Raw genomic sequence first — 24,544 nt, 5'->3', positions numbered from 1 at the left:
GAGGCACGCGGTCACGTGCGCCTTGCGCGGCTTCTTGTCCATCGGATGCAGGCGGTTCCAGCGCTCGGCGTCGAAACCGTCCTTGCGAAGTTCCGAGAAACTCGGGCACGACCAGATGTCGCTCGCGACGCCGAAGTCCTTCTCGAGCAGTTCGGCCGCGGCGATCACCTCGCGCAGGATCGTGCCGGAACCGAGCAGCTGCACGCGCGGCTCGTTCTTCTTCGGCTTGCCGCCGTCCTTGAACAGGTACATGCCCTTGACGATGTCGGCCTCGACGCCGGCCGGCATGTCCGGATGCACGTAGTTCTCGTTCATCACGGTGACGTAGTAGTAGACGTCCTCCTGCTCCTGCAGCATGCGGCGCGCGCCGTCCTGCAGGATCACCGCGACCTCGTAGGAGAAGGTCGGGTCGTACGCGCGGCAGTTCGGGATCGCGCCGGCGAGCAGGTGCGAATGGCCGTCCTCGTGCTGCAGGCCTTCGCCGTTGAGCGTGGTGCGCCCGGCGGTGCCGCCGACGAGGAAGCCGCGCGTGCGCATGTCGCCCGCGGCCCAGGCGAGGTCACCGATGCGCTGGAAGCCGAACATCGAATAGTAGATGTAGAACGGCAGCATCGGCACGTCGCTGACCGAGTAGCTCGTGCCCGCGGCGATCCACGCGCTCATCGCACCCGGTTCGCTGATGCCCTCCTGCAGCACCTGGCCCTTCTGGTCCTCGCGGTAGTACATGAGCTGGTCGGAATCGACCGGCTTGTACTTCTGGCCGAACGGCGCGTAGATGCCGATCTGGCGGAACATGCCTTCCATGCCGAACGTGCGCGCCTCGTCGGCGACGATCGGCACGACGTGCGGCGCGAGCGCCTTGTCGCGCAGCATGAGGTTCATGCCGCGCACGAACGCCATCGTCGTGGAGATCTCGCGCTCGCCCGTGCCCTTGGTGATCTGCTCGAAAGCGCCGAGTTCCGGCACGGCGATCGACGAGCTCTTCGTGCGCCGCTGCGGCAGGAAGCCGCCGAGCGCGCGGCGCCGCTCGAGCATGTACTGCACCTCCGGCGAGTCCTTGCCGGGGTGGTAGTACGGCACGTCCTTGAGCTTGTCGTCGGGACTCGGGATCTGGAAACGATCGCGGAAGTGGCGCACCGAATCGTCGTCGAGCTTCTTCTGCTGGTGGGTCGGGTTCTGCGACTCGCCGGCCGAGCCCATGCCGTAGCCCTTGACCGTCTTGGCGAGGATCACGCTCGGCATGCCCTTGGTGTTCGTCGCTTCGTGGTAGGCGGCGTACACCTTGTGCGGGTCATGGCCGCCGCGGTTGAGGCGCCAGATGTCGTCGTCGGAAAGGTTCGCGACGAGCGCGGCGGTTTCCGGGTACTTCCCGAAGAAATGCTCGCGCGTGTACTTGCCGCCGAACGCCTTGCAGTTCTGGTATTCGCCGTCGACCGTTTCCATCATGAGCTGGCGCAGCTTGCCGGTCGTGTCGCGCGCGAGCAGCGGGTCCCAGTAGCTGCCCCAGATCGTCTTGATCACGTTCCAGCCGGCGCCGCGGAACACGCCTTCCAGTTCCTGGATGATCTTGCCGTTGCCGCGCACCGGGCCGTCGAGGCGCTGCAGGTTGCAGTTGACGACGAAGATGAGGTTGTCGAGCCCTTCGCGCCCGGCGAGCGAGATCGCGCCGAGCGTCTCCGGCTCGTCCGATTCGCCGTCGCCGATGAAGCACCAGACCTTGCGGTCGCTCGGCGCGATCAGGCCGCGGTGCTCGAGGTATTTCATGAAATGCGCCTGGTAGATCGCCTGCAGCGGGCCCAGGCCCATCGAGACGGTCGGTACCTGCCAGTATTCGGGCATCAGCCAAGGATGCGGGTACGAGGACAGCCCGCGCCCGCGGCCTTCGACCTCCATGCGGAACAGGTCGAGCTGCTCCTCGCCGATGCGTCCCTCGAGGAACGAACGCGCATAGATGCCCGGGCTCGAATGGCCCTGGTGGAACACGAGGTCACCCGGGTGCTCGGCGCCCGGCGCGCGCCAGAAGTGGTTGAAGCCGACGTCGTACAGCGTCGCGCTCGAGGCGAAGCTCGCGATGTGGCCGCCGAGTTCGCCCGGCTTGCGGTTCGCGCGCACGACCATCGCCATCGCATTCCAGCGGATCAGGCAGCGGATGCGCCATTCCATGTTCGGATCGCCCGACATGTGCGCTTCGCGCTCGGGGGGGATCGTGTTGATGTATTCGGTCGTCGGCGCGAACGGCAGGTGGCCGCCGGCGCGACGCGTTTCTTCGACCATGCGCTCGAGCAGGTAGTGCGCACGGTCGGTGCCGTCCGCCCTGATCACGCCGTGCAGCGCCTCGGTCCACTCGCGCGTCTCGCGCGGGTCGAGGTCCTGGTCGAGGATGTCGTTGAGCTGGTTCATGCGTACTCTCGATGCAGCGTGCGGGCGCGCTGCGCTGTGACCGCGGGCGGCGCCGACGACGCCGCGGGCTGTCCAGTTTAGTCGTCCGGCGCGCCGCTTGCATGCTGCGCAGCCGTGCGGTGGCGCACGGGCGCATGGATCGCGGTCACTGGCTGGTATCGTCGCGATCCGGCGTACCGGGAGTTGCACCCACGAGGAGAACGGCCATGCGCAACGCGAACCCCGCTCTCGCCGCGATCGTCATCGCGGCCATCGCCGGCTTCGCCGCCCCGCCGCGCGCATGCGCCGCGGACGCGATCTTCGCCGACGGTTTCGAACCGGCACGCTGGGTACTCGGCTACTACGTCGGATACGAACGCGCGCTGCTCGCGCCCGCGGACATCCCGTTCGATGCGGTCACGCACCTCATGGTCGGCCGCGTGCGCCCGCTCGCGGGCGGCGTGGTCAGCAACGACTTCGACATCGACGACGTGAACGGGCCGGCCTTCGCCCACGCGGCGGTCGAAGCAGCGCACGCCGCGGGGCGCAAGGCGATCCTCATGGTCGGCGGTGCCGGCGAAGTCGACGGCTGGCGGGATGCGGCGAATGCTGCGCACCGTCCGGCGTTCGTCGCGAACCTGCTCGGGCGCATGGACCAGTACGGTCTCGACGGGCTCGACCTCGACTGGGAGCCGCTCGAAGACGGCGACAAGCCCGCTTTCCAGGCGCTCGCCGCGGCGCTCCGCAGCGCGCGCCCGCACATGCTGCTGACCGTGCCGGTCGGCTGGTTCAACCCGAACTACATGGAACCCGATCCGTTCTGGGCCGAGATCGCGCCGCTGTTCGACCGCATCGACATCATGACCTACGACATGGCGGGCGCCGCTTCGCAGGGCTGGGACGGCTGGCAGAGCTGGCACAACTCGGCGCTCTACAACACCGACCCGCCGACCGCGAGCGCGCCCTCGGCGGTCGACGTCAGCGTCCGCCTCGGCTTCCTGCCGACCGGCGTGCCGGCATCGAAGCTCGGCATCGGCCTCGCGTTCTACGGCTACTGCTGGCAGGGCGTGACCGGTCCTCACCAGGATGGCGGCAGCATCTCGTCGAGCGACGGCACGATGAGCTACGCGACGATCGCGACCCAGTATCCGGTGGCGACGACGCGCCAGTGGGACGCGACCGCACACGTGCCCTATCTCTCGTCGGTCGCGGGCGTCGGCCCGCAGGCCTGCAACTTCTTGAGCTACGACGACGCGCAATCGGTCGCCGACAAGGGCGCATACGCGAAAGCGCACGGCATCGGCGGCGTGATCATCTGGACGATCGGCCAGGGCCATGTCGCCGCCAATCCGCCGGGTTCGCGTGACCCGCTGCTCGATGCGTTGCGGGGGAGCTATCTGCAATAGGCGGGGCTTTGGCTCGCCGGGGGATGGGGGCGTGGCGTGTGGTGGCTCACGGTGGGACTCGCGGCCGCGCGTCGCTGCAGGCCGGTGTGCCTCGCACCGCTGCGTCCCACCCTACCCGCCGCGCCGCGCGCCGGCCTTGTCGCACGCCGGCATGTCCGGCGCCACTGCGCACCATCCTGACGGCTGCAAGACTTGCCCCCGATCGCGTAGCCTGCGCGCTCCCGCGAACGGCTCGCCATGACCCTCGACCTTCCGACCCTGCTGCAGGACATCGCCGCCGACGTGCGCCCGCTGCTCGACGAAGGCGACGTCGCCTCGTACATCCCGGCGCTGTCGCGCGTGCCGCGCGCGCAATTCGGCATCGCGGTCGCGACGGTCGACGGCCACGTGCACGGCGCCGGCGGGAGCGAGCAGCGCTTCTCGATCCAGAGCCTGTCGAAGATGTTCGCGCTCGCGCTCGCGTTGCAGCGCGAAGGCGACGCGCTGTGGCAACGCGTCGGCCGGGAACCGTCGGGCACGCCGTTCAACTCGCTCGTGCAGCTCGAGCGCGAACGCGGCGTGCCGCGCAACCCGTTCGTCAACGCCGGCGCGCTCGTCGTCACCGACGTGCTGTGCCGGCGTTACCTGCAGCCCGAGCGCGCGGTGCTCGAGTTCGTGCATCGCCTGCTCGGCGAGGCGAACGTCGCGATCGACGGCGAGGTCGCGCGCTCCGAACGCGAGCACAGCGACCGCAACGCGGCGATCGCGCATTTCATGCGCAGCTTCGGCAACCTGCACGGCGACGTCGGCGCGGTGCTCGACGCGTACTGCGCGCAATGCGCGATCGCGATGTCGTGCCGCGAGCTCGCGCGCGCGAGCCTGTTCCTCGCCGCCGACGGCGTGCAGCCACCAGGCGAGCGCGTCGTCGACGCGCTCGCCGCACGACGCATTGCCGCGCTGATGCTCACCTGTGGCGCCTACGACGCCGCCGGCGACCTTGCCTGCCGCATCGGCCTGCCGGTCAAGACCGGCGTCGGCGGCGGCATCGTTGCGATCGTGCCCGGCCGCCTTTGCGTATGCGCGTGGGCCCCTGGGCTCGATGCGAACGGCAACTCCATCGCCGCAGCCGCGGCGATCGAACGTTTCGCCGCCGCGATCGGCGCGTCGATCTTCGCTGCCGACACGCCTCGCAGCTGACAGGCGCGAGGCGTGCTGCGACCGGCATGGCGCGGCGCCATGGCGGGCGCATGCACGTTCCGGCGTATAGCAGGCGGCACACGCCACGAGCGCCGTCGCCGCTATGCTGGACGGGCCGAGCAGGGGGTACGCGATGCCGTCCACGCCACGGGCAAACGAAGTTCACGATTTGCTGGAGCGAGCGCTGGCCGAAGCCGCGGACCGTCGCGACGCGTTCCTCGATCATGCCTGCGCCGACCGGCCCGCGCTGCGCGAACGTGTCGAACACCTGCTGCACCTGGCCGCGTGCGATACGGGTTTCCTGGATCGCGGCGCGATCGAACGTTCGCCGCCCGATCCGCTCGCGAGCGCCTATGCCCCGGGCCAATCCATCGCCGCGTACCGGCTGCTGCGGCCGCTCGGCCGTGGCGGCATGGCCGAGGTGTGGCTGGCCGAGCGCAGCGAAGGCGGGTTCCGCCAGCAGGCCGCGCTGAAACTGATCGCGCACGCTCACGGCGCGCTCGGCGAGCGCTTCGCGGGTGAACGCGACATCCTTGCGGCGCTCGTGCATCCGCATATCGCGCGACTCCACGACGGCGGTGTCGCCGCGGACGGCACCGCGTACATGGTCATGGAATACGTCGAAGGCGAGCATCTCGTCGACTACGTGCAGGCGCACGCGTTGACGCTCGCCGAGCGCCTCGACCTCTTCATGCAGATCTGCGACGCGGTCGCTTATGCGCACATGCACCTCGTCGTGCATCGGGATCTCAAGCCATCGAATATCCTCGTCACGGCAGCGGGCCAGGCGATGCTGCTCGACTTCGGGATCGCGAGGCTGATCGATTCGCACGACGGGCCCGAGCACACTCGCACGGTATACCTGTCGCCGTCGTATGCGGCGCCCGAGCAGCTCGCCAGCGGCGCGATCAGCACGGCAACCGACGTGTATGCACTCGGCGTGATCCTGTTCGAGATGCTGACCGGGCGGCGGCCATGGGCCGGCGACGAGGCTCCGATGCCGGCGGCGGTCAAGCGCCTGCTGGACGAACCATTGCCCCGGCCGAGCCGCATCGCGGATGCGGGTTCGCCCGTGCCGAAGCGCCTCTTGCGCGGCGACCTTGATGCGATCGTCGCCAAGGCGCTGCGGCGTGAGGCCGACCAGCGCTACCCGGATGCGCGCGCGCTCGCCGACGACATCCGCCGCCATCGCGCGCACCAGCCGGTGCTCGCACGATCCGGTGCGCGCGCCTACGTGGCGCGCCGCTTCCTGCGCCGCCACTGGTTGCCGCTGGCGAGTGCAGCCGTATTGTTCGTCGCGCTGGCCTTGGCTGCGCTCGCGGTCGCCTGGCAGGCCGGGCAGGCGCGCGCGGCGGCGAAGCAGGCCGAGGCCGTGCAGGGCTTCATGATCGACCTGTTCAAGACCAATTCGAGCCGGCAGAAGGATCCCGTCAAGGCGCGCCAGACCACCGCGCGCGAGCTGCTCGAGATCGGTGCCGGCCGCATCGATGCTGGTCTTGCCGATGCGCCCGAGGCGAAACTCGCGCTGCTGCGCACGTTCGGCAGCCTGCATGAGGATCTCGCCTTGCACGACCAGGCACGGCGGTTCCGCGGGCAGGCGGCGGCACTGAGCGCATCGATCTTCGGCGGCGATTCGCACGAGCACGTCGACGACCTGCTGGACCTGGCCACCTCGATGTTCGCCGCAGGCGCGTTCAAGGACGTCGAGCCGGTCCTGCAGGACATCGGCTCGATCCTCGACCGGCGCGGGGATGCCCGCTCGGTCCAGCGCGGGCGGTTGCTGATGAACGCGGCGTTCGCGCACCGATCCGATCTCACGCGCGCGCACGACGAGGCGGTGCGTGCGGTGCGCATCCTCGGCGCGTTCCCGCCGTCCGCCAGCCTCGCCGAAGCGCTGTATGCGCAAGGCATGAACGAATACCGCATGCACCGGGCGGACGAGGCGGTCCTGTCGCTCGATCGCGCGATCGCGATGTCGCGCGCCACAGAGGGCGTGCCGAACGCGAACCTGCCGACCTATTACTACCTGCTGGCTTCCGCGCAACGCGACCTGCTCGATTACACGCGGGCGGAGGCGTCCGCGCGACAGGCGCTAGAAGTTTCGATGGCGATCAATGGCGAAGACCATGCCGATGCGATCCGTGCGCGTTCGATGCTCACGCTGGTCCTGGCCGAATCGGACCGCATCAAGGAAGGGCTGTCGCAGGCGCGGCAGACCCGGCTCGCGGTCCAGCGCGTGCTGGGAGACAAGGACGCGGTGCATGGCATGGTCGCGATGCAGTCGTGCATCTACGCGGAGCTGCGCGCGGGCGAACTCGACATCGCGGCGGCCGACACGGACGCGAACCTCGCGCAGGCGCATGCGTTCGCGCCGATGGTCGGCAACCTGGCCGCCGCGCTCGATCGCGCTGCGGAGGTGTCGATCGAAACAGGGCGGACGGCACAGGCACTGCAGCGTCTCGACGAGGCAGCCGCCGAGCGGCAAAGGCTGCAGCAGCCGCCGAACGGAAGGAATGCGCTGCTGCGCATCCGCCTCGCACTCGACGAGGACGATCTGGACCATGCACGGTCGCTGCTCGACGCCTTCGCGGCGACGGGTGCGGGCTCCGCCGCCATCGTGGTCGCGAGCCTGCAGCGCGATCTCTACCGGGCCGAACTCGAGCTGCGAGCCGGCCGCATGGACGACGCGGTCCGCCTTGCCGGCGCTGCGAGCGCGCGCGCGGGCAGCGGCGATCTCGCGCCCTACCTGCGTTCGCTCGCCGCCGATGGCGACCTGATCGAAGGCCTGGCGCGGTTGCGCGGCGGCGATGCGACGGCGGCGCAGCCGTTGCTCGAACGAGCGCTCGCGACGCGCAACGACCTGTACCCGGCCGCGAGCCCGAAGATAGCCGAGGCACAGCTCGCCCTCGCCGAATGCGAACTCGCTCGCGGCCGGCGGGCACAGGCCGTCAGTTACGTCGAGCAGGCTGCGGCGATCGAAGCCGCGCACACGGCCCTGTCGGCGCGCTACACGACACCGTTGCAACGCCTGCGGGCACGCCTCGCGCGCGGCTGAGCGGATACCGGGGAATCAGACCCCGAGCGCCTCGTACAGCAACGCCTTGGCCATCACCCAGTCGCGTTGCACGGTGCGCTCGGCGATGCCGAGCGCGAGCGCGGTTTCCTTCTCCGAGTAGCCGGCGAAATAGCGGCACTCGACGACGCGCGCGAGTCGCGGCGACACGCGTTCGAGCGTGCCGAGCGCTTCGTCGAGCGCCACTACGCGCTCGTCGCTCTCGGCGAGGATGTCGACCGAATCGATGTCGACCGTGCCGCGGCCCTCGCCACGCTTGACGCGCATGCGCGAACGCGCGTGCGAGACCAGCGCCTGCCGCATCGCCAGCGCCGCCGTATTGAGGAAATGCGCCTGGTCGGTGAACACGCTGCGACGCGCGAGCTTGAGGTAGGCCTCGTGCACGAGCGCGGTGGTGCCGAGCGTTTCGGCCGGCGCGGCGACGCGGCCGCGCTCGCGCTGCGCGAGGCGCTGCAGGTCCGCGTAGAACACTTCGACCAGCAGTTCGACGGCTTGGTCGTGCGTCGTTGTCGGTGGCTCGGACATGCGCCGATTGTGCAGGAATTCGCCGCAGCCGGGGACGGCGGCGATCCCTCGTCCCACACGGCCAGGCGATCGGCCCGACTACGGGAACAGGAGGCCGCCCGACGCTGCTGCCGGGCTGAACAACGGGTCGAAGCCGTCATCGAACAACCGGTCGAGCTCGCAGGCGCCGATGTCGACGTGCGGACCGGCGAGGCGCGGGCCGCCGTCGGCGTCCAAGGCGGTGAGCCCGTCGATCGGCGTGTCGTAGCCGGCGTCGATCAACGGCGAACTCCGACGCAGGCGAAGGTTGGTGGCTGAGACGAACTGCGGATTCACCTGCACATTGCCGACGCTGATGGCCGGCGCCTCGCCGCCGCCGAGGCCGGCGAGGTCGTTGTGATGGAGGCGCGCGCCCTCGGCGTACAGCGCGAGATCGAGCCCCGTATTGCTCCAGAGGATGTCGTTCGCCACCTCGACCAGGCAGTCGCCGCCGATGTACACGCCCGAGGCGTCGGTCGCGCTGCCGGTCGACGCCTCGTTTCGGGTCACGGTGTTGCCGACGATGCGCGCGAGCAGCCCCTCGCAGTGCAGCAGTGCGGCGCCGCCCCAGTTGCGTGCGTAGTTGTCGACGAACACGTTGTTGCTGATGACCAGCGTGCCATCCGCCACCGTGCGCAAGCCCCCGCCACCGCCGTTGATGCTGTCGACGGCTTCATTGCCGGCGAAGCGGTTCGCGTCGATCGTCACGTCCAGATGCACGGCCACGTAGGGATTGGCGGTGAGGCCGCCGGCATGGATGCCGTCGCCGAGTCCGTCGACGAAGTTGAGGTGGCTGACCGACAGGTGGCCTTCGGACGTGCTGGTGCCGAGGAGGACCATGCCCGGCCGCAGGCCCTGGCCGTCGATCGTGCTGCGCGCGCCGCGCAGGCGCGCGATGCAGCCGGGATACCAGCCACCGCTGATGTCGAGGTCACCGGGCGCATCAAGCTCGGCGAAGAAGCCGTTCACCGAGGTCGGCGCGTAGACGCCCATGACGACGTGGATCGCGTCATCGGCGCTGCTCGCCGCCGCCGCGTTGAGCGCGGACTGGAGTTCAGCGGCCGTGTCCACGCAATGCACGAGCGCGTGCGCCGGCGCTGCGCCAGCGAGCGCCGCGCACGCACCGAGCCTTGCCGCCCATCCGGCGTTGCCGCGTCGCCTGTCCGCCATGTCGCCCGCCGCCGTGTCGCCGTTCCTCGCTCGTCCACGGGGGAAGGCGGCGCGCGGGGCCACGGGCTAGCAGGATGTTGAAAAAGGCGCGATCCAGCGCTTTTTCAACTCAGCGAGTCCGAACTCGCTTCCGCGATTCAACAACTGGATCGCGTCCGCAGGCTGTTTTTCGACAGCCTGCTAGCGGCCCGTCGCTTGGGCGCGGATCTGCGCTTCGACCACCGCGAGCGCGGTCATGTTGAACACGCGCCGCACGGTGGCCGCGGGCGTCAGCACGTGCACGGGCTTGGATGGCCCCATGAGGATCGGGCCGATCACGACGCCGTCGGTCATCACGCGCGTCATGTTGAACGCGATGTTGGCCGCATCGAGGTTCGGGCAGACGAACACGTTCGCGCCGCCGGACAGGCGCGAGTGCGGGAACAGGCGTTCGCGCACCTCCGCGTTGAGCGCGGTGTCGGCGTGCATCTCGCCTTCGATCTCGACCCGGGGCAGCCGCTCGCGCAGCAGCTCGACCACGCGGCGCATCTTCAGCGCGCTCGCGTCCTCGTGGCTGCCGAAGTTGGAGTGCGACAGGATCGCGACCTTCGGTACGATGCCGAAATACTTGAGGCGCAAGGTCGCCTGCGCGGTCGCCTCGGCGATGCGCTCGGCATCGGGGTCGATCGCCACGTGCGTGTCGAGGAAGAAGAACACGCCGCGCTCGTTGAACACCGCGCTCATCGCCGACATGGAGGCGACGCCGGGGTCGAGCGGGATGATCCCGCGCAGGTAGCCGAGTTTCTTGTGGAAGCGGCCGACGATGCCGCAGATGAGGCCGTCCGCCTCGTTGCGGCGGAGCATGAGCGCGCCGATCACGGTCGCGCGCGAACGCACGATCTGCTTGGCGCTTTCCGGCGTCACGCCGTTGCGCTGCATGAGTTCGTGGTAGAGCGTCCAGTAGTCCTTGAAGCGCGGGTCGCTTTCGATGTTGCACAGGTCGAAGTCGACGCCGGGGCGGATGCGCAGGCTGAGCCGCTCGATGCGCGACTCGATCACCGAAGGGCGGCCGATGAGGATCGGTCGCGCGATGCCTTCATCGACGACATGCTGCACCGCGCGCAGCACCGTCTCCTCTTCGCCCTCGGCGTAGGCGATGCGCCGTGGTTCGGCCTTCGCGCGCGCGAACACCGGCTTCATCAGCAACGTCGTGCGGAACACGAATTCGTTGAGCTTCTCGGTGTACGCGCGCAGGTCGGCGATCGGCCGCGTCGCCACGCCCGATTCCATCGCCGCGCGCGCGACCGCGGGCGCGAGCTCGACGATCAGGCGCGGGTCGAACGGCTGCGGGATGATGTAGTCCGGGCCGAAGCACATCGTGCGGCCGCCGTAGGCGCGGGCGGCGACGTCGCTCGCCTCGCGCCGCGCGAGCGCGGCGATCGCGTGCACGCAGGCGATCTTCATCGCCTCGTTGATCGTGGTCGCGCCGACGTCGAGCGCGCCGCGGAAGATGTACGGGAAGCAAAGCGCGTTGTTGACCTGGTTGGGGTAGTCCGAGCGGCCGGTCGCGATGATCGCGTCCGGGCGCACCGCGCGTGCTTCCTCGGGCAGGATCTCCGGCGTCGGGTTGGCGAGCGCGAGGATGATCGGCCGCTCGCCCATGCGCGCGACCATCGCGGGCTCGAGCACGCCCGGCGCGGAGAGACCGAGGAACACGTCGGCGCCGTCGATGATCTCGTCGAGCGTGCGCGCGTCGGTGTCGCGCGCATAGCGGCACTTGTTCGGGTCCATCTCCTCCTTGCGGCCCTTCCAGACCACGCCGAGGCGATCGGCGACCCACACGTTCTCCATCTTCACGCCGAGGCTGACCAGCATGTCGAGGCAGGCGATGCCCGCCGCGCCGGCGCCGGTCGAAACGAGCTTGATCTTGCCGATGTCCTTGCCGGCGACGTGCAGCGCATTGACCAGCGCGGCGCCGACGATGATCGCGGTGCCGTGCTGGTCGTCGTGGAAGACCGGGATCTTCATCCGCTCGCGCAGCTTCTTTTCGACCTCGAAGCACTCGGGCGCCTTGATGTCCTCGAGGTTGATGCCGCCGAAGCTCGGCTCGAGGCTCGCGATGATCGCGACCAGCTTGTCCGGATCGTTCTCGGCGATCTCGAGGTCGAACACGTCGACGCCGGCGAACTTCTGGAACAGCACGCCCTTGCCTTCCATCACGGGCTTGGCCGCGAGGGGGCCGATGTTGCCGAGGCCGAGCACCGCGGTGCCGTTGGTGATGACCGCGACGAGGTTGCCGCGCGCGGTGAGCGAGGCGACTTCGGACGGGTCACGCACGATTTCCTCGCACGCGGCTGCGACGCAGTGCGAATAGGCGAGCGAGAGTTCGCGCTGGGTGACGACGGGCTTGGTCGGGGTGACCTTGATCTTTCCGGCCGGCGCCTTGCGGTGGTAATCGAGGGCTGCCTTCTTGAGTTCTTCGATGGTCGACATGGGTCGGGCGGCGCGCGCCGATGTCCGCGCGGATGGAATGGGATCACCGGACTATAGCATCGCGCCGACGCCGGCCTGGCGCCGATCGGCGCGGCACGGGGCCGCACCGAACGGGCTCGCGGACCGCGCTACGGGCGCGCCGTATCGCTGCCGAGGAAGTCGAGCGCCGCCTGCAGCATCGCGCTCGTGCCGACGCCGAGCGCACCCTCGTCGAGGAAGAACTTCGGCGAATGGTTGGTCGGCGCGGCAGCCGGGTCCTGTCCCACCGGCGTCGCGCCGACGAAGAAGTAGACGCTCGGCGCGCGCGCCCCCTGGCCGAGCTGCGGGAAGTCCTCCGACGCCGTCCAGCGCTGCGCCTCGAGCACGTGCTCGCGGCCGACCGCCGCCTCGAGGCTCGCGCACACGCGCGCGGTCAGCGCGGGATCGTTGTAGTTGACCGGGTTGCTGCCCGGCGCGGGAATCTCCGCATCGACAGTCGCACCGTTCGCGGCGGCGACGTGCTCGGTGATGTCCTTGAGTGCGGCGAGGGCCTGCTGGCGCATGTCCTCGTCGAACGCGCGCACCGTGCCTTCGAGGTGCGCGGTGTCGGAGACGATGTTGAAACGCTGGCCGCCGTTGAACACGCCGAACGTGACGACCGCCGGATCCTTGTTGATGTCGAGCCGGCGGCTCACGATCGTCTGCGCGTGGGTCACGATCTGGGCCGCGGTGACGACCGCGTCGACGCCCTTCCACGGCGTCGCGCCATGCGCCTGGCGGCCGTGCACGGTGATGCGGAACGTGTCCGAACTCGCCATCGCGCCGCCCGCGCGAACGGCGACGTCGCCGACCGGGTAGGCGCTGACGACGTGCATGCCGAACACCGCGTCCGGCTTGAAGTCGTTGAACACGCCGTCCTTGACCATCAGCGGCGCGCCACCCTCCTCACCCGCGGGCGCGCCTTCCTCGGCCGGCTGGAACACGAACATGACTTCGCCCGCGAGGTCCTTGCGCTGCCTGGCGAGCACGGAGGCGACACCGAGCGTCATCGCCGTGTGCGCGTCGTGGCCGCATGCGTGCATGACGCCGACGGTCTTGCCCATGTACTCGCCCTTCGCCTTCGACGCGAACGGCAGGTCGACTTCCTCGGTGACCGGCAGCGCGTCCATGTCGGCGCGGATCGCGAGCTTCGGCCCGGGCCTGCCGCCCTTGAGGATGCCGACCACGCCGGTCTTCGCGATGCCGGTGCGCACCTCGAGGCCGAGCTTCTTCAGTTCGGCGGCGACGAGCTTCGACGTGCGCACCTCGCGATTGCTGAGTTCCGGATGCTGGTGCAGGTCGCGCCGCCACGCGGTGATCCGCGGCAGCAGCGGTTCGACCTGCGCGCGCGCGTCGTCGGCGGCGTGGGCGGGCGCCGCCGCGAAGGCGGTCGCGAAGGCGGCGGCGAGCAGCGGGTTTTTCACGTTCGGATTTTCCTCGAGGTGGCGTGTCGCCGCGAAGCGGCGGCGGATGAGCGATGCAAAATATCCGGCGCGCGTTCAAAGGCCAAGCACGAGATCGTCCGCCTCGACGCGGTCGACGCGGATGCGGTTGGCGAACAGCGAGAACGCGAGCATGCCGGCGAGGCCGTGCGCGTGCTGCACCCACGGCGGCAGGTAGCGCGGCTGCGCGATGTAGCCGTCGGCGAAGTGCGGTTCCAGCGCGATCACGTCGTGCAGCGCGAACTTCCCCGCGAACAGGTTGCGGCACAGCGCCATGCGCTGGTTCTTCAGCGCCCAACGGAAGAACGTGTGCACCGAGAGCAGGCCGCGCAGGTACACCGCGTCCTTGGTGAACGCCGCACCGCCGCCGACCGGCGCGCCGCGGAACACGCGCTGCGCCGAGGTGAAGCTGTCGATCTCGCTCTGTCCCGCATCCATGAAGAAACGGAACACCTCGATGAAATCGGCGCCGCGGATCGCCATGTCGATGCCGAGGATGCGCAGGCTGATGCGCTTCATGCGCGAGATGTCGATCGAACCGGACATGAGCTCGGCGAACACGGCGAGCCCCTCCTGCGTCGCGGTGATGCGCGGCGACGAGCGTGCGAGCGATTTGAGATGCGGCTGCGCGCGGCCGTTCAAGGCGGTGAGCGAATGCACGAACGCCTCGTGCGCGAGCAGCTGGTCGCGGTCGTAGTTGGAGAACGTCGTCGCCGAGCGCAGGCGGATGCGGGTCGCGCCGGCAGCCGCCTTGGCGATGAGCTCGGGGTCGACCTCGACGCGGATCGCATCGACGCCGAAGAAGCCGTCGAGCCGCTGCTTGAGTTCGATGCGCAGCAACTCGGCGGGAATCCGCGTCTCGATCTCGTCGAGCGGCGCACCGCTGTTGTACTCGTCGGCGATCGCGATGAAGTGGCGCGCCGCGTCGACGTTGGTGAGGGTCGCGCCGGGCACGCGGTCGCCGGGCAGACCGTACAGCTTGGCCGAGTGCGCGGTGACCGCCGGCGTGCCCATCGCCTCGAGCAGGTCGGTGGCGACGCGCCACGATTCGGCGGTGCGACGGATGTAGTCGCCGACCGGGTGCGCGGCGTCGGCGGCGGCGGAGATCGCGTCGAGTTTCGCGCGCGTATCCCCGAAGTCGAGGCGTGGGTAGGCCACCTCGGGCAGCTTCGCGCGCCCGGCCTTCCACGCCGCGATGAAGCCGAGTTCGATCGATGCCGGCCAGCTCACCGAATCGAGCAGGCGGATGCCGCGCGTCGCCTCGACGAGGCGCGCGTCCAGCGTCGCATGCAGATCCGCGGCAACGGCAGCCATGTCCACCCATGCTTCGTTCAGCGCAACCTTAGCAGACCTCTTGCACGATGGGCCGTGGTGACCGGGGGGGTCCGCGTCACGCCACAGGGAGATCGACATGACGCGCCACCTTCGCCTGCTCCGTCCCGTCCCGCTCGCCGCGGCGCTCGCCTGCGCCCTGCCGGTCGACGCCGCCGTACCGGCCACGCCGACGAAGGGCGTTTCGGCGCGCCATGCGCTGCGCCTCGAAGCCCGGCGTCGCCCGCCGCACGCGCGCGCCCCGCATGCGCCGGCCCCGCGCGGCGCGACGCTGCCGGTGACCCACTGCCTCGACGACGACAGCCCGGGCAGCCTGCGCAGCGTCCTCGCCAGCGCAGCCGAAGGCGACGTGGTCGACCTTTCCGCGCTCACCTGCAGCACGATCACCTTGACCCAGGGCCCACTCGACACGAGCGTGCTCGGCGAGCATCACCTCTACGACGTGACGTTGCAGGGCCCGGGGCGCCATGCGCTCACGATCGAAGCGGGCGGCCAGTCGCAGGTGCTCGTGATCGGCGGATTCTCGAGCAACACCGGCACGTTCACCGTCAACGACCTCACGATCGCCAACGGCAGCTACGCGGGCAGCCTCGCGGCCTGCATCGAAGGCTTCGGCGGCACGCTCGCGCTCAATCGCGTCACCGTCACGAACTGCCACGCGAGCGGAACCTACTCGCTCGTCTTAGGCGGCGCGGTCGACGTGACGACCCTCGTGATGACCGACAGCTCGATCACGAACTCGACCCTGACCGCGACCGGCACACACGGCACCGGCGCGGGTGGCGGTGCGTACGCGAGCGACGGTGCGACGCTCGTGCGCAGCACGATCTCGGGCAATTCGGTGACCGCGCCGTACGCGTCCTACGACGGCTACGCGAGCGTCGGCGGCGGGCTCTATTCGCGCGGCGAGCTGTCGCTCGTCGACAGCACGATCTCCGGCAACACGATCACGGCGACGCTGGACGGCGAAAACGCCAACGGCGGTGGCATCTACGTGCGCGGCACCGCGACGATCAGCGGCTCGACCATCGACGGCAACGTCGCCGACGGCCACGGCGGCGGCCTGCACAAGGCGCTGTTCAGCGTCTACGGCGAACCGCCGCCGCCGCAGGACACCGCGCTCGCCATCATCAACAGCACGATCGACGGCAATACGGCCGACGGCGGCGCGGGCGTGTACTCCGTGCGGCCCGTGACGATCTCCAACAGCACGGTGACATCCAATTTCAGCACCGTCACGAGCGGCGCCGGCCTGCTGTTCGCCGACGCGTCCCAGCCGTTGTCGATCATGAGCACGATCTTCGCGGCGAACACCGTCTGCGAGACCTGCTCGCCGCCCGAGCCGAGTGACATCGCGACGTTCGACATCCAGTCGCCGCTCGCCGTGACCGGTTCGAACAACCTCGTCCAGGCGGCCGCCGCGAACGTGTCGCTGCCGAGCGACACGATCGACGCCGACCCGCTGCTGTTCCCGCTCGCCTGGAACGGCGGCCCGACGCGCACGCGTGCGCTCGGCGCCGGCAGCCCCGCGCTCGACGCCGGCGGCAACCCCGCCGCGCTCGTGACCGATCAGCGCGGCGGCGTGTTCGCGCGCGTATCGGGCGCCGCCGCCGACATCGGCGCGTTCGAAACCCAGCAACCTCCGGCCGACACGATCTTCGCCGACGGCTTCGACGGCCCCATCGTGCCGATCGCGATCGACCACGCCTACGACGACGGCGATGGCGATACCAACCAGGGACCGCCGTCGACGTTCGATCCGGACATGCTCTGGGGCAACTATTTCGCTGCGGCACCCGGCGGCGAGATCGTCACGCGCATCTCGGTCGCGTTCGGCCCGACGTTCCCCTCGCTCGCGAACGGCTCGGTCACGTTCTGGCTGCTCGAGGACGACGACGGCGACGGCGACCCGCGCAATGCACATGCGGTGGCTAGCGCGACCGCGACGCCGGACGTATTCAACGACACGTTCTTCGTCGTCGACCTGCCACCGACGTACGTGCAGGGAGGCTTCTTCGTCGGCGCGAGTGCGAAGCTCGACGGCGGCGCCGACAGGCCGGCACGCGTCGACACCGGCGCTTCCGGCCACGACTCATGGTTCTTCTACGCGCCCGACATCGCCGCGACCATCGACGACCTCGCCTCCGCACCGTTCGGCACGCGCAACGACGACCCGCAATACGTCGTGCTGCCGGGCGCGTTCATGGTGCGGGCCCACGGGACGACGGTGCCATGAGGTGAGGGCCTAGGGCCGAGACAGCATCGGCTTCCGCCAGGGCTGGATCGATGCGCGAAGCGGCGATCCGGCGCTGACGCGCCTTGATCCGCCCTACTCGGGAATTTTCTTCTGTGGGAGCGGCTTCAGCCGTGATGCGTTCGTTCGTGCGGACGAAGGGCATCGCGGCTGGCCGCTCTACGAAAAGCCGGCGCGCGGAAGGCGGCTCAGTGGCGGCCGTACTTCTCGTTGAGGCGCTTGCCGAGCGCTTTCGTCAGCACCTTCGCCTCGCTGCGGCGACGCATCTGCGCCTCGAGCGCATCGGCGGTCGCGGCGAGTTCGTCGCGGAGCTTCAAGTAGTTGCGCCAGCGATCCGGATCGAGGCGGCCATCGGCGAGCGCGGCCTGCACCGCGCAGCCGGGCTCGCTCGCATGCATGCAGTCGCCGAAGCGGCAAGCCTGCGCGAGTTCGTCGATGTCGGCGAACTGGCCCTGGTCGATCTGCTCCTCGCCCGTGAGTTTGAGTTCGCGCATGCCGGGCGTATCGATGAGGCAACCGCCACTCGGCAGCAGGATCAGCGCGCGGTGCGTCGTCGTGTGGCGACCGCGGCTGTCGTGCTCGCGCACGCTGCCGGTCGCCTGGCGCGACTCGCCGAGCAGCGTGTTGGTCAAGGTCGACTTGCCCGCGCCGGACGAGCCGACGAGCACCGCGGTGTGCCCCGGCCCGAGATGGGCGAGCAGCGGTGCCACGCTCCCGGCCGACTTCGCATTGATCGCGTGCACTTCGACGCCGGGCACGCGCCGCCGCAGGTCGTCGGCGACAAGGTCGACTCCGTCGGCGCGATCGGCCTTGGTGAGCACGAGCACCGGCGTCGCGCCGCTGCCCTGGATCAGCACCAGGTAGCGCTCGATGCGCGCAGGGTTGAAGTCATGGTCGAGGCCACTCAGCACGAACACCGCATCGACATTGGTCGCGATGAGCTGGCGCTGGTGGCTCTCGCCGGCCGCGCCGCGCTTGAGTTCGGTGCGCCGCGGCAGCACGCGTTCGATCGTCGGCGGCGTGCCCGCGGCGACGACGACGAAATCGCCGACCGCGGGCCGCCCGGTCGGGGCGAAATCGCGCTTGAGGAAGCGCGCGGCCGGCTGCGCGTTGAAGGTCTCGTCGCCGTCGTGCAGCTGGTAGCCGGTCCGGTGCTGCGCGACGACGCGCGCGATCGCGGCGGCATCGACGTCCTCCGGCAGCACCTGCGTACGCCAGCCGATGCGGGCGAGGCGCTGTTGGGGATCATCGATCGGCATCGGCCGGATTCTAGCAAAGGCCACATCCCCGCCCGTGCGCCCGCCGGGCAGCCGGCGTGGATGCGCGGACGACGGCGCGCAGGTACCCGAATCGGGCGCGCCTCGCGTGCGGTGCAGCAAACGCGCTGCTAGGATCGGTCGACGTACACCATGCCGGGAAAGGGACATGCCGCATCCAACGGTCGCGACCAGCCGCCGCCTCGAAGACGTGCGTTACGACATCCGCGGACCGCTCAGCCGGCGCGCGCACGAGCTGGAGGCCGAAGGCAAGGCGATCCTGCGCCTCAACATCGGCAATCCCGGCCTGTTCGGCTTCCGCGTGCCGCAGCATCTGCGCGACGCGATCGCGACCGCGCTGCCCAGGAGCGAGGCGTACTGCCACCAGCAGGGCCTGCTCGAGGCACGCGAGGCGGTCGCCGCGCAGCATTGCCGCAACGGTGCCGAAGCGAAGGCCGAGCAGGTCTTCATCGGCAACGGCGTCAGCGAACTGATCGACCTCAGCCTGCGCGCGCTGCTCGACGCGGGCGACGAGGTGCTCGTGCCCGCGCCGGATTATCCGCTGTGGACCGCGGCGACACGCCTCAACGGCGGCGTGCCGCTGCACTACCCGTGCCCGCCCGAGCGCGCACACCTGCCCGACCCGGCCGAGGTCGAGGCGATGGTCACGCCGCGCACGCGCGCGCTCGTGATCATCAACCCGAACAATCCGACCGGCGCGGTCTATCCGCGCGAACTGCTCGTCGCGCTCGTCGACGTCGCGCGCCGCCACCGGCTCGTCCTTCTCTGCGACGAGATCTACGACAGCGTGCTCTACGACGGCGCCGCGTTCACGCCGCTCGCGCCGCTCGCGGGCGACGCGCCGTGCATCAGCTACGGCGGCCTGTCGAAGGTGCACCTCGCCTGCGGCTACCGCGTCGGCTGGCTCTCCGTCACCGGCAACGAGCGCCGCGTGCACGACCTCGTGCGCGCACTCGACCTGCTCGCAAGCCTGCGCCTGTGCAGCAACGTGACCGCGCAATGGGCGATCAAGCCCGCGCTCGAAGGGCCGAATGAAATCGGCGCGCTCACGCGCCCGGGCGGCCGCCTGCACTCGGCGCGCGCGGCGGTCGTCGACGCGGTCGAGCGCAGCGAATTCCTGCGCATGGTCGCGCCCGACGGGGCGCTGTACGCGTTCCCGGGCGTCGATGCCGAGCGGCTGCCCGGCTTCGACGATGCCGCGTTCGCGCTCGACCTGCTCGAGCACGAACAGATCATCCTCGTGCCCGGATCGAGCTTCAACCTTGCCGCGCGCAACCATTTCCGCCTGACCCTGCTGCCCGAACCCGCCGTGCTCGCCGATGCGCTCGCGCGCAGCGAGCGCGAACTCGCACGCCAGGCGCAGGCCTCCGCCCGCCGCGTCGCGTAGGGCGGTACGCGCGACGCGCGTGCCGCCGTGTCGACGTCGGGACTCGCGCTTCGCGCTCGACCCGCCCTACATGACCGTGCCGCGATCGCGTACGCTTCGCTGCGCGGTGTGCTTGGTACTTCGATCTTTGCCGTCGCCGTCGTCCTTGCAAGGAGCCCGATGAACACCGCGACCTATCTCGCCCTCGGCGACTCCTACACGATCGGCGAGGGCGTCGAAGCCGACGAGCGCTGGCCGGCGCAGCTCGCACGCCGGCTGCGCGCACTCGGCGTCGCGCTCGGCGATCCCGAGATCGTGGCGACCACGGGCTGGACCACCGACGAACTCTCCGCGGCGATGGATGCGGCACCGCTCGCGCCGTCGTATGCACTGGTCAGCCTGCTCATCGGCGTCAACAACCAGTATCGCGGCCGCGCGCTCGACGACTATCGCGAGGAGTTCCACGCCCTGCTTGCGCGCGCCATCGCGCTCGCGGGGTCGCCCGCACGCGTGTTCGTCGTGTCGATTCCCGATTGGGGCGTGACGCGCTTCGCGCGAGAGCAGGGGCGCGACGCCGCGCACGTCGGTGCACAGATCGACGCGTTCAACGCTGCCGCGCGCACGATCGCCGCGGACGCCGGCGTCGCATTCGTCGACGTCACCACGGCGTCCCGCGACGCCGGCGGCGGCGAGGCGATGCTCGTCGCCGACGGCCTGCACCCATCGGCCGCGCAGTATGCGCTGTGGACCGAGGAGATCGTCCCGGTCGCACGCGCGCTGCTCCGGGCCGGCGCCGGGGCGCCCTCCGGCGCCTGATTCCGCTACCCGGTTGGCAGCCCGAAGCGGAACCGCGTCACAAAAATCCGTCGAAATCGCCGCTCGCTTAACGCGAGCCAAACAACTCCGCAAAAAGCCTTTGCTACTTTCACCCCTCCACGGGGGTGGGCCGGACTGCACATGCGGTATCGCCTCCCTGTCCGTATCCGGAGCGTACCGATGCCATTCCAGCGAATGACGGCCTTGTTTTTGCTCGCTTTTGTCGCGACGCAGGGTGTCGACGCCGTGGCCGCTCCGTCGGCCGTCGATGTGCGGCCCTGGCAGCTCGAGTCCGCCTCCGCGATCGCCTCGACCGCCTGGCCGACGTCGGGCGAGTTCCTCGTCAGCCCCATCGCACCGGTAGCCGAGGCGGTCGTGCCGGAGAAGCCGGAGGCCACCGGCCCGGTCGGCGGCCTGCGCAAGCTGCTGGCCGACTTCTCACTGACGCTGCAGAACATCCGGTATCGCCGCGGCGGCCGAGACCCCAAGACCGGCTTCGACTGCAGCGGCTTCGTGCGTTACGTGTTCCGCCACGGCGCCGGCGTCGACCTGCCGGTCGACTCGGCCAGCCAGTACCGCGCCGGCATCAATGTCGCGCGCGCCGACCTCAAGGTCGGCGACCTCGTGTTCTTCAAGACCCGCGGCAAGCGCGTCTCGCACGTCGGCATCTACCTCGGCGAGGGCCGTTTCATCCACTCGCCTTCGAGCGGCAAGTCGGTCAGCATCAGCCGCCTCGACGAGAGCTACTGGACGCGTCGCTACGCCGGCGCGAAGCGCCCCGAAGTCCTGTCCTGATCACGGCTCGCCGGCGTCCGGCGCGGCGACACGGATGCGCGCCCCTGGCGCGAATCCCATCCACTGCGATGCGCGCCTCGGCGCGAATCCCGTCCACCGCCCAGGAGTCCCGTGCGATGAATCCACGTCCGCTCGGCCGCTCCGGTCTTTCCGTCTCCCCGCTCGCACTCGGCACCAACGTGTTCGGGTGGAGCGTCGATGAAGCCGGCGCGTTCGCCGTGCTCGACGCGTTCGTGGATGCCGGTCTCGACCTCCTCGACACCGCCGACGCGTATCCGGCCTGGGTGCCGGGTAACCAGGGCGGCGAATCGGAAACCATGATCGGCCGCTGGCTCGCGCGCAGCGGCAAGCGCGAGCGCGTCGTCGTCGCGACCAAGGTCGCCAAGTGGTCGCGCCATCGCGGGCTCTCGCCCGCGAACATCGAAGCGGCCGCCGACGAATCGCTGCAGCGCCTCCGCGTCGACACGATCGACCTGTATTTCGCGCACGAGGACGATGCGAGCGTGCCGCTCGCCGATACGCTCGGCGCGTTCGCGCGGCTGATCGAGCGCGGCAAGGTGCGCGCGATCGGTGCATCGAACTACACCGCGGCCCGCTTCGCCGAAGCGCTCGCGACGAGCGAACGGCTCGGCCTGCCACGCTACGAAGTGCTTCAGCCCGAGTACAACCTCGTCGCGCGCAAGTACTACGAGACGAATCTCGCGCCGCTCGTCCTCGACAGCGGCGTCGGCGTCGTCTGCTACTACGCGCTGGCGAGCGGATTCCGCACCGGCAAGTACCGAAGCGAAGCAGACCTCGGCAAGAGCGCCGCGCGCGGCGGCGCCGTGGGCAAATATCTCAACGGCTACGGCCTGCGCGTGCTGGCCGCGCTCGACGACGTCGCGCGTCGGCACGATGCGACCCCGGCGCAGGTCGCGCTCGCCTGGCTCATCGCCCGCCCCGGCATCACCGCGCCGATCGCGAGCGCGACGACTCCCGCGCAGGTCGCCGAACTCGCCGGCGCCGTGCGCCTGCGCCTGTCCGACGAGGACATGCAACGCCTCGACGTCGGCGCCTGACCGAACCCATCAACGTCCATGCCCGCCCGCGTCTTCGCCGGGCATCGTGCGGCCGATGAAGCGGAAGTACGGGACGCGCGCGAACGGCAGGTACGGCACGCGTGCGCGAGCCTCGACAAGGGAATGCGACGGCAGCATCGCGAGCAGCGTCGGGAGATGCGCGGGGTCGAGGCGCACGCCGTCGTGGCTGAACCAGGACGGCCAGAATCGGCGTTCGAGCGGGCCGTGCTGGGCGCACCCCTCCGCACTGCGCGCGGGCGACACGTGGAAATCCACGACCGCGAGAACGCCTCGCGGCTTGAGCATGTCGACTGCATTGGCGAGCGCCGCGCGCCAGTCCGGGATCATCGTGAGCGCGTACGACAGGATCACGGCGTCGACCGGCTTGCACGGCCGCCACGTCGTTGCGTCGGCCTCAATCGCGCTCAGCTGCGGGAACACGCGGCGGCGCTCGCACGCGCGCGCGAGCAGCGGTGCGCAGAGGTCGACCACGTCGTAGCGCGCGATGCGCGCCGCACGCGCGCCGAAGAACTCGAGATTGCGGCCGGTTCCGCCGCCGAGTTCGACGACGTGCGCGCCGTCGCCCAGCTCGATGTCGGCAACGAGCTCCGCGCGACCCTGCAGCAGCCGCTCGCGGAAGTGGTCGTAGTGTGCCGACTGCGGGCCGTAGAACGCGCCGAGTGCCTGCGCGTGCGACCCGGCGCGCGGCATGCCGCGCACGAGGCGCGCGAGCACGGCGAGGTCACCCTGCAACGCTTCAAGCCGGAACATCGGCGATCATGAAGCCGGCGTAGGTGTGGACGCGGTCGTACCGCTGCAGTGCATCGGCTTCCGAATCCAAGAAGCGGAATGCATCGCGCAAGCGCTCGCGTGCCGGGCCGATGCGGATTGCGTCGAGGTAGGCGGGACGCGCCTGCGCGCTGCGCAGCAGGATGCGCGCATTCGGCGCGGCGCGTTCGCGGATCGCCTCCCATTCCTCGATCAGCGCGGCAGGATGGTACGAACTCATCCAGTCCATGTGGTCGAGCAGCACGAAACGCGTGATCGGCGCATCGTGCGTTCGCAGGAAGGTCGTCACCGTCGTCGTGTGCGGCACGATGCGCTCGACCAACCCGCCCTTGAGGCGCTCGAAGTTGTCCCGCTTGAGGTACTCGGGACAGCAGTCGGGGCGATAGCGACCGGTCATGTATACGTGCCAGAAATAGTTGTCCGCGAGCGGCAGTTGACGGAACACGTATTGCACCGCGCTGCGGATGAACCCCGCCACGCCGCGCTCGTGCTGCGCCTCGACAAGGCGGCGCTGCGGGTACGGTACGCCGAGCAGGCTCATCACGAACTGGCGCGAGATCACCCAGTTGACGGGCGCGCTCCACAGCTGGGGCGCAACGCGACCATCGTAGATCGCGCGTTGCTCGTCGACGTCGCGCGCGAGGAACAGGTCTTCCATCGCGCGCCGCAGCCGCGGTCGCGTCGCGAAGTACGCGCGCACGCCACGTGCCACGCAGCCGGAAAGGCCGTGGAAATAGAAGCTGCCGTGACGGCTCGTGAACCAGCCCGCATGGCGATCCCACCAGGCGCGCGCGAACATCGAAAGTTCGTCGCGCAACACGGCGCGATAGATCTCGGCGAACCGCGCGCTCCGCCCCTCGCCGAAGATCGAGAAGTAGTCGTCGAATTCCAGCCTGCGGATGCCGGCGAGCTTGAGTTCGAGCAGTGCAGTCTGGCGCGGATTGGCGTCGACCGCATGGATGCTGTGCGGCGCCTGCAGCGCGTAATCGAGCGCATTGCAGCCCGCGCTGGTGATCACGAGCACGCGATCGTCGGGACCGAGCGCGAGGGCGCGGCGATCGACCGCGGGGTCTTCCCAGCAGGTGTTGTAGACGAGGCTGCGCGTATAGATCGCATCGAAGATGGCCTGGTCGAACTTGTCGCGCAGGTTCGGGATCGGCATCGGCGTTCGCGGTGGC

At 69.8% G+C, this 24,544-nt stretch carries 17 protein-coding genes; 8 read left to right on the top strand and 9 right to left on the bottom strand.

Annotated elements, in window-relative coordinates:
* On the bottom strand, window positions 1–2,400 hold a 2,400-nt coding region (gene aceE, locus ACTHK2_RS12460), incomplete at its 3' end, for a pyruvate dehydrogenase (acetyl-transferring), homodimeric type (protein ID WP_440246042.1).
* A 206-nt stretch (window positions 2,401–2,606) separates the two neighbouring features.
* Between aceE and ACTHK2_RS12455 the strand changes: the two genes are divergently transcribed.
* The 3 genes from ACTHK2_RS12455 to ACTHK2_RS12445 all read left to right on the top strand — a co-directional run bounded on the left by ACTHK2_RS12455 (window position 2,607) and on the right by ACTHK2_RS12445 (window position 8,016).
* Window positions 2,607–3,785 (top strand): glycoside hydrolase family 18 protein, encoded by a 1,179-nt coding sequence (locus ACTHK2_RS12455; RefSeq protein WP_440246041.1) that lies wholly within the window; start codon window positions 2,607–2,609, stop codon window positions 3,783–3,785.
* Window positions 3,786–4,022: 237 nt separating this feature from the next.
* Window positions 4,023–4,961: a glutaminase gene (locus ACTHK2_RS12450; RefSeq protein ID WP_440246040.1), complete on the top strand. Its 939-nt coding sequence runs from the start codon at window positions 4,023–4,025 to the stop codon at window positions 4,959–4,961.
* 169 nt (window positions 4,962–5,130) lie between these two features.
* Window positions 5,131–8,016 carry a protein kinase domain-containing protein gene (locus ACTHK2_RS12445; protein ID WP_440246039.1) on the top strand — a complete coding sequence of 962 codons (2,886 nt, stop codon included), beginning with the start codon at window positions 5,131–5,133 and terminating at the stop codon, window positions 8,014–8,016.
* A gap of 15 nt (window positions 8,017–8,031) precedes the next feature.
* Here the strand turns inward: ACTHK2_RS12445 and ACTHK2_RS12440 are convergent, their stop codons facing one another.
* From ACTHK2_RS12440 to ACTHK2_RS12420, 5 genes are all read right to left on the bottom strand, one after another.
* Entirely contained in the window at window positions 8,032–8,559 is a 528-nt protein-coding gene (locus tag ACTHK2_RS12440; protein WP_440246038.1) for an ECF-type sigma factor, read from the bottom strand.
* 78 nt (window positions 8,560–8,637) lie between these two features.
* Entirely contained in the window at window positions 8,638–9,648 is a 1,011-nt protein-coding gene (locus tag ACTHK2_RS12435) for a choice-of-anchor Q domain-containing protein (RefSeq protein ID WP_440246037.1), read from the bottom strand.
* A gap of 279 nt (window positions 9,649–9,927) precedes the next feature.
* Window positions 9,928–12,219: an NADP-dependent malic enzyme gene (locus ACTHK2_RS12430; protein ID WP_440246036.1), complete on the bottom strand. Its 2,292-nt coding sequence runs from the start codon at window positions 12,217–12,219 to the stop codon at window positions 9,928–9,930.
* A 128-nt stretch (window positions 12,220–12,347) separates the two neighbouring features.
* Window positions 12,348–13,661, bottom strand: a complete 1,314-nt coding sequence (locus ACTHK2_RS12425; protein ID WP_440246035.1) for an amidohydrolase — start codon at window positions 13,659–13,661, stop codon at window positions 12,348–12,350.
* Window positions 13,662–13,736: 75 nt separating this feature from the next.
* Window positions 13,737–14,993 (bottom strand): flavohemoglobin expression-modulating QEGLA motif protein, encoded by a 1,257-nt coding sequence (locus ACTHK2_RS12420; protein ID WP_440246034.1) that lies wholly within the window; start codon window positions 14,991–14,993, stop codon window positions 13,737–13,739.
* A gap of 97 nt (window positions 14,994–15,090) precedes the next feature.
* On the opposite strand from ACTHK2_RS12420, the gene ACTHK2_RS12415 reads away from it, so the two are divergent.
* Window positions 15,091–17,247, top strand: coding sequence for a choice-of-anchor Q domain-containing protein (locus ACTHK2_RS12415; RefSeq protein ID WP_440246033.1), 2,157 nt, complete (start codon window positions 15,091–15,093; stop codon window positions 17,245–17,247).
* 206 nt (window positions 17,248–17,453) lie between these two features.
* On the opposite strand, the gene rsgA is transcribed toward ACTHK2_RS12415, so the two are convergent.
* Window positions 17,454–18,524, bottom strand: coding sequence for a ribosome small subunit-dependent GTPase A (gene rsgA / locus ACTHK2_RS12410; RefSeq protein ID WP_440246032.1), 1,071 nt, complete (start codon window positions 18,522–18,524; stop codon window positions 17,454–17,456).
* Window positions 18,525–18,690: 166 nt separating this feature from the next.
* Between rsgA and ACTHK2_RS12405 the strand changes: the two genes are divergently transcribed.
* From ACTHK2_RS12405 to ACTHK2_RS12390, 4 genes are all read left to right on the top strand, one after another.
* Entirely contained in the window at window positions 18,691–19,929 is a 1,239-nt protein-coding gene (locus ACTHK2_RS12405) for an aminotransferase class I/II-fold pyridoxal phosphate-dependent enzyme (RefSeq protein WP_440246031.1), read from the top strand.
* Window positions 19,930–20,088: 159 nt separating this feature from the next.
* On the top strand, window positions 20,089–20,724 hold the full coding sequence (locus ACTHK2_RS12400) for an SGNH/GDSL hydrolase family protein (RefSeq protein WP_440246030.1): 636 nt from the start codon (window positions 20,089–20,091) through the stop codon (window positions 20,722–20,724).
* A gap of 180 nt (window positions 20,725–20,904) precedes the next feature.
* Window positions 20,905–21,519 carry a C40 family peptidase gene (locus tag ACTHK2_RS12395; RefSeq protein ID WP_440246029.1) on the top strand — a complete coding sequence of 205 codons (615 nt, stop codon included), beginning with the start codon at window positions 20,905–20,907 and terminating at the stop codon, window positions 21,517–21,519.
* Window positions 21,520–21,635: 116 nt separating this feature from the next.
* Window positions 21,636–22,577, top strand: a complete 942-nt coding sequence (locus tag ACTHK2_RS12390; RefSeq protein WP_440246028.1) for an aldo/keto reductase — start codon at window positions 21,636–21,638, stop codon at window positions 22,575–22,577.
* 9 nt (window positions 22,578–22,586) lie between these two features.
* Here ACTHK2_RS12390 and ACTHK2_RS12385 read toward each other — a convergent pair whose 3' ends face one another.
* On the bottom strand, window positions 22,587–23,348 hold the full coding sequence (locus ACTHK2_RS12385) for a class I SAM-dependent methyltransferase (protein WP_440246027.1): 762 nt from the start codon (window positions 23,346–23,348) through the stop codon (window positions 22,587–22,589).
* Window positions 23,335–24,528: a DUF3419 family protein gene (locus tag ACTHK2_RS12380; RefSeq protein ID WP_440246026.1), complete on the bottom strand. Its 1,194-nt coding sequence runs from the start codon at window positions 24,526–24,528 to the stop codon at window positions 23,335–23,337. The genes ACTHK2_RS12385 and ACTHK2_RS12380 overlap by 14 nt, the downstream gene beginning before the upstream one ends.
* Window positions 24,529–24,544 lie beyond the last annotated feature (16 nt).

Source organism: Dokdonella sp. (genome assembly GCF_051958935.1).
In the GTDB taxonomy this organism is placed as follows: Bacteria; Pseudomonadota; Gammaproteobacteria; order Xanthomonadales; family Rhodanobacteraceae; genus Dokdonella_A.
The sequence above is the reverse complement of the archived record's forward strand: the minus strand, read 5'-3'. Positions and strand labels throughout refer to the sequence as shown.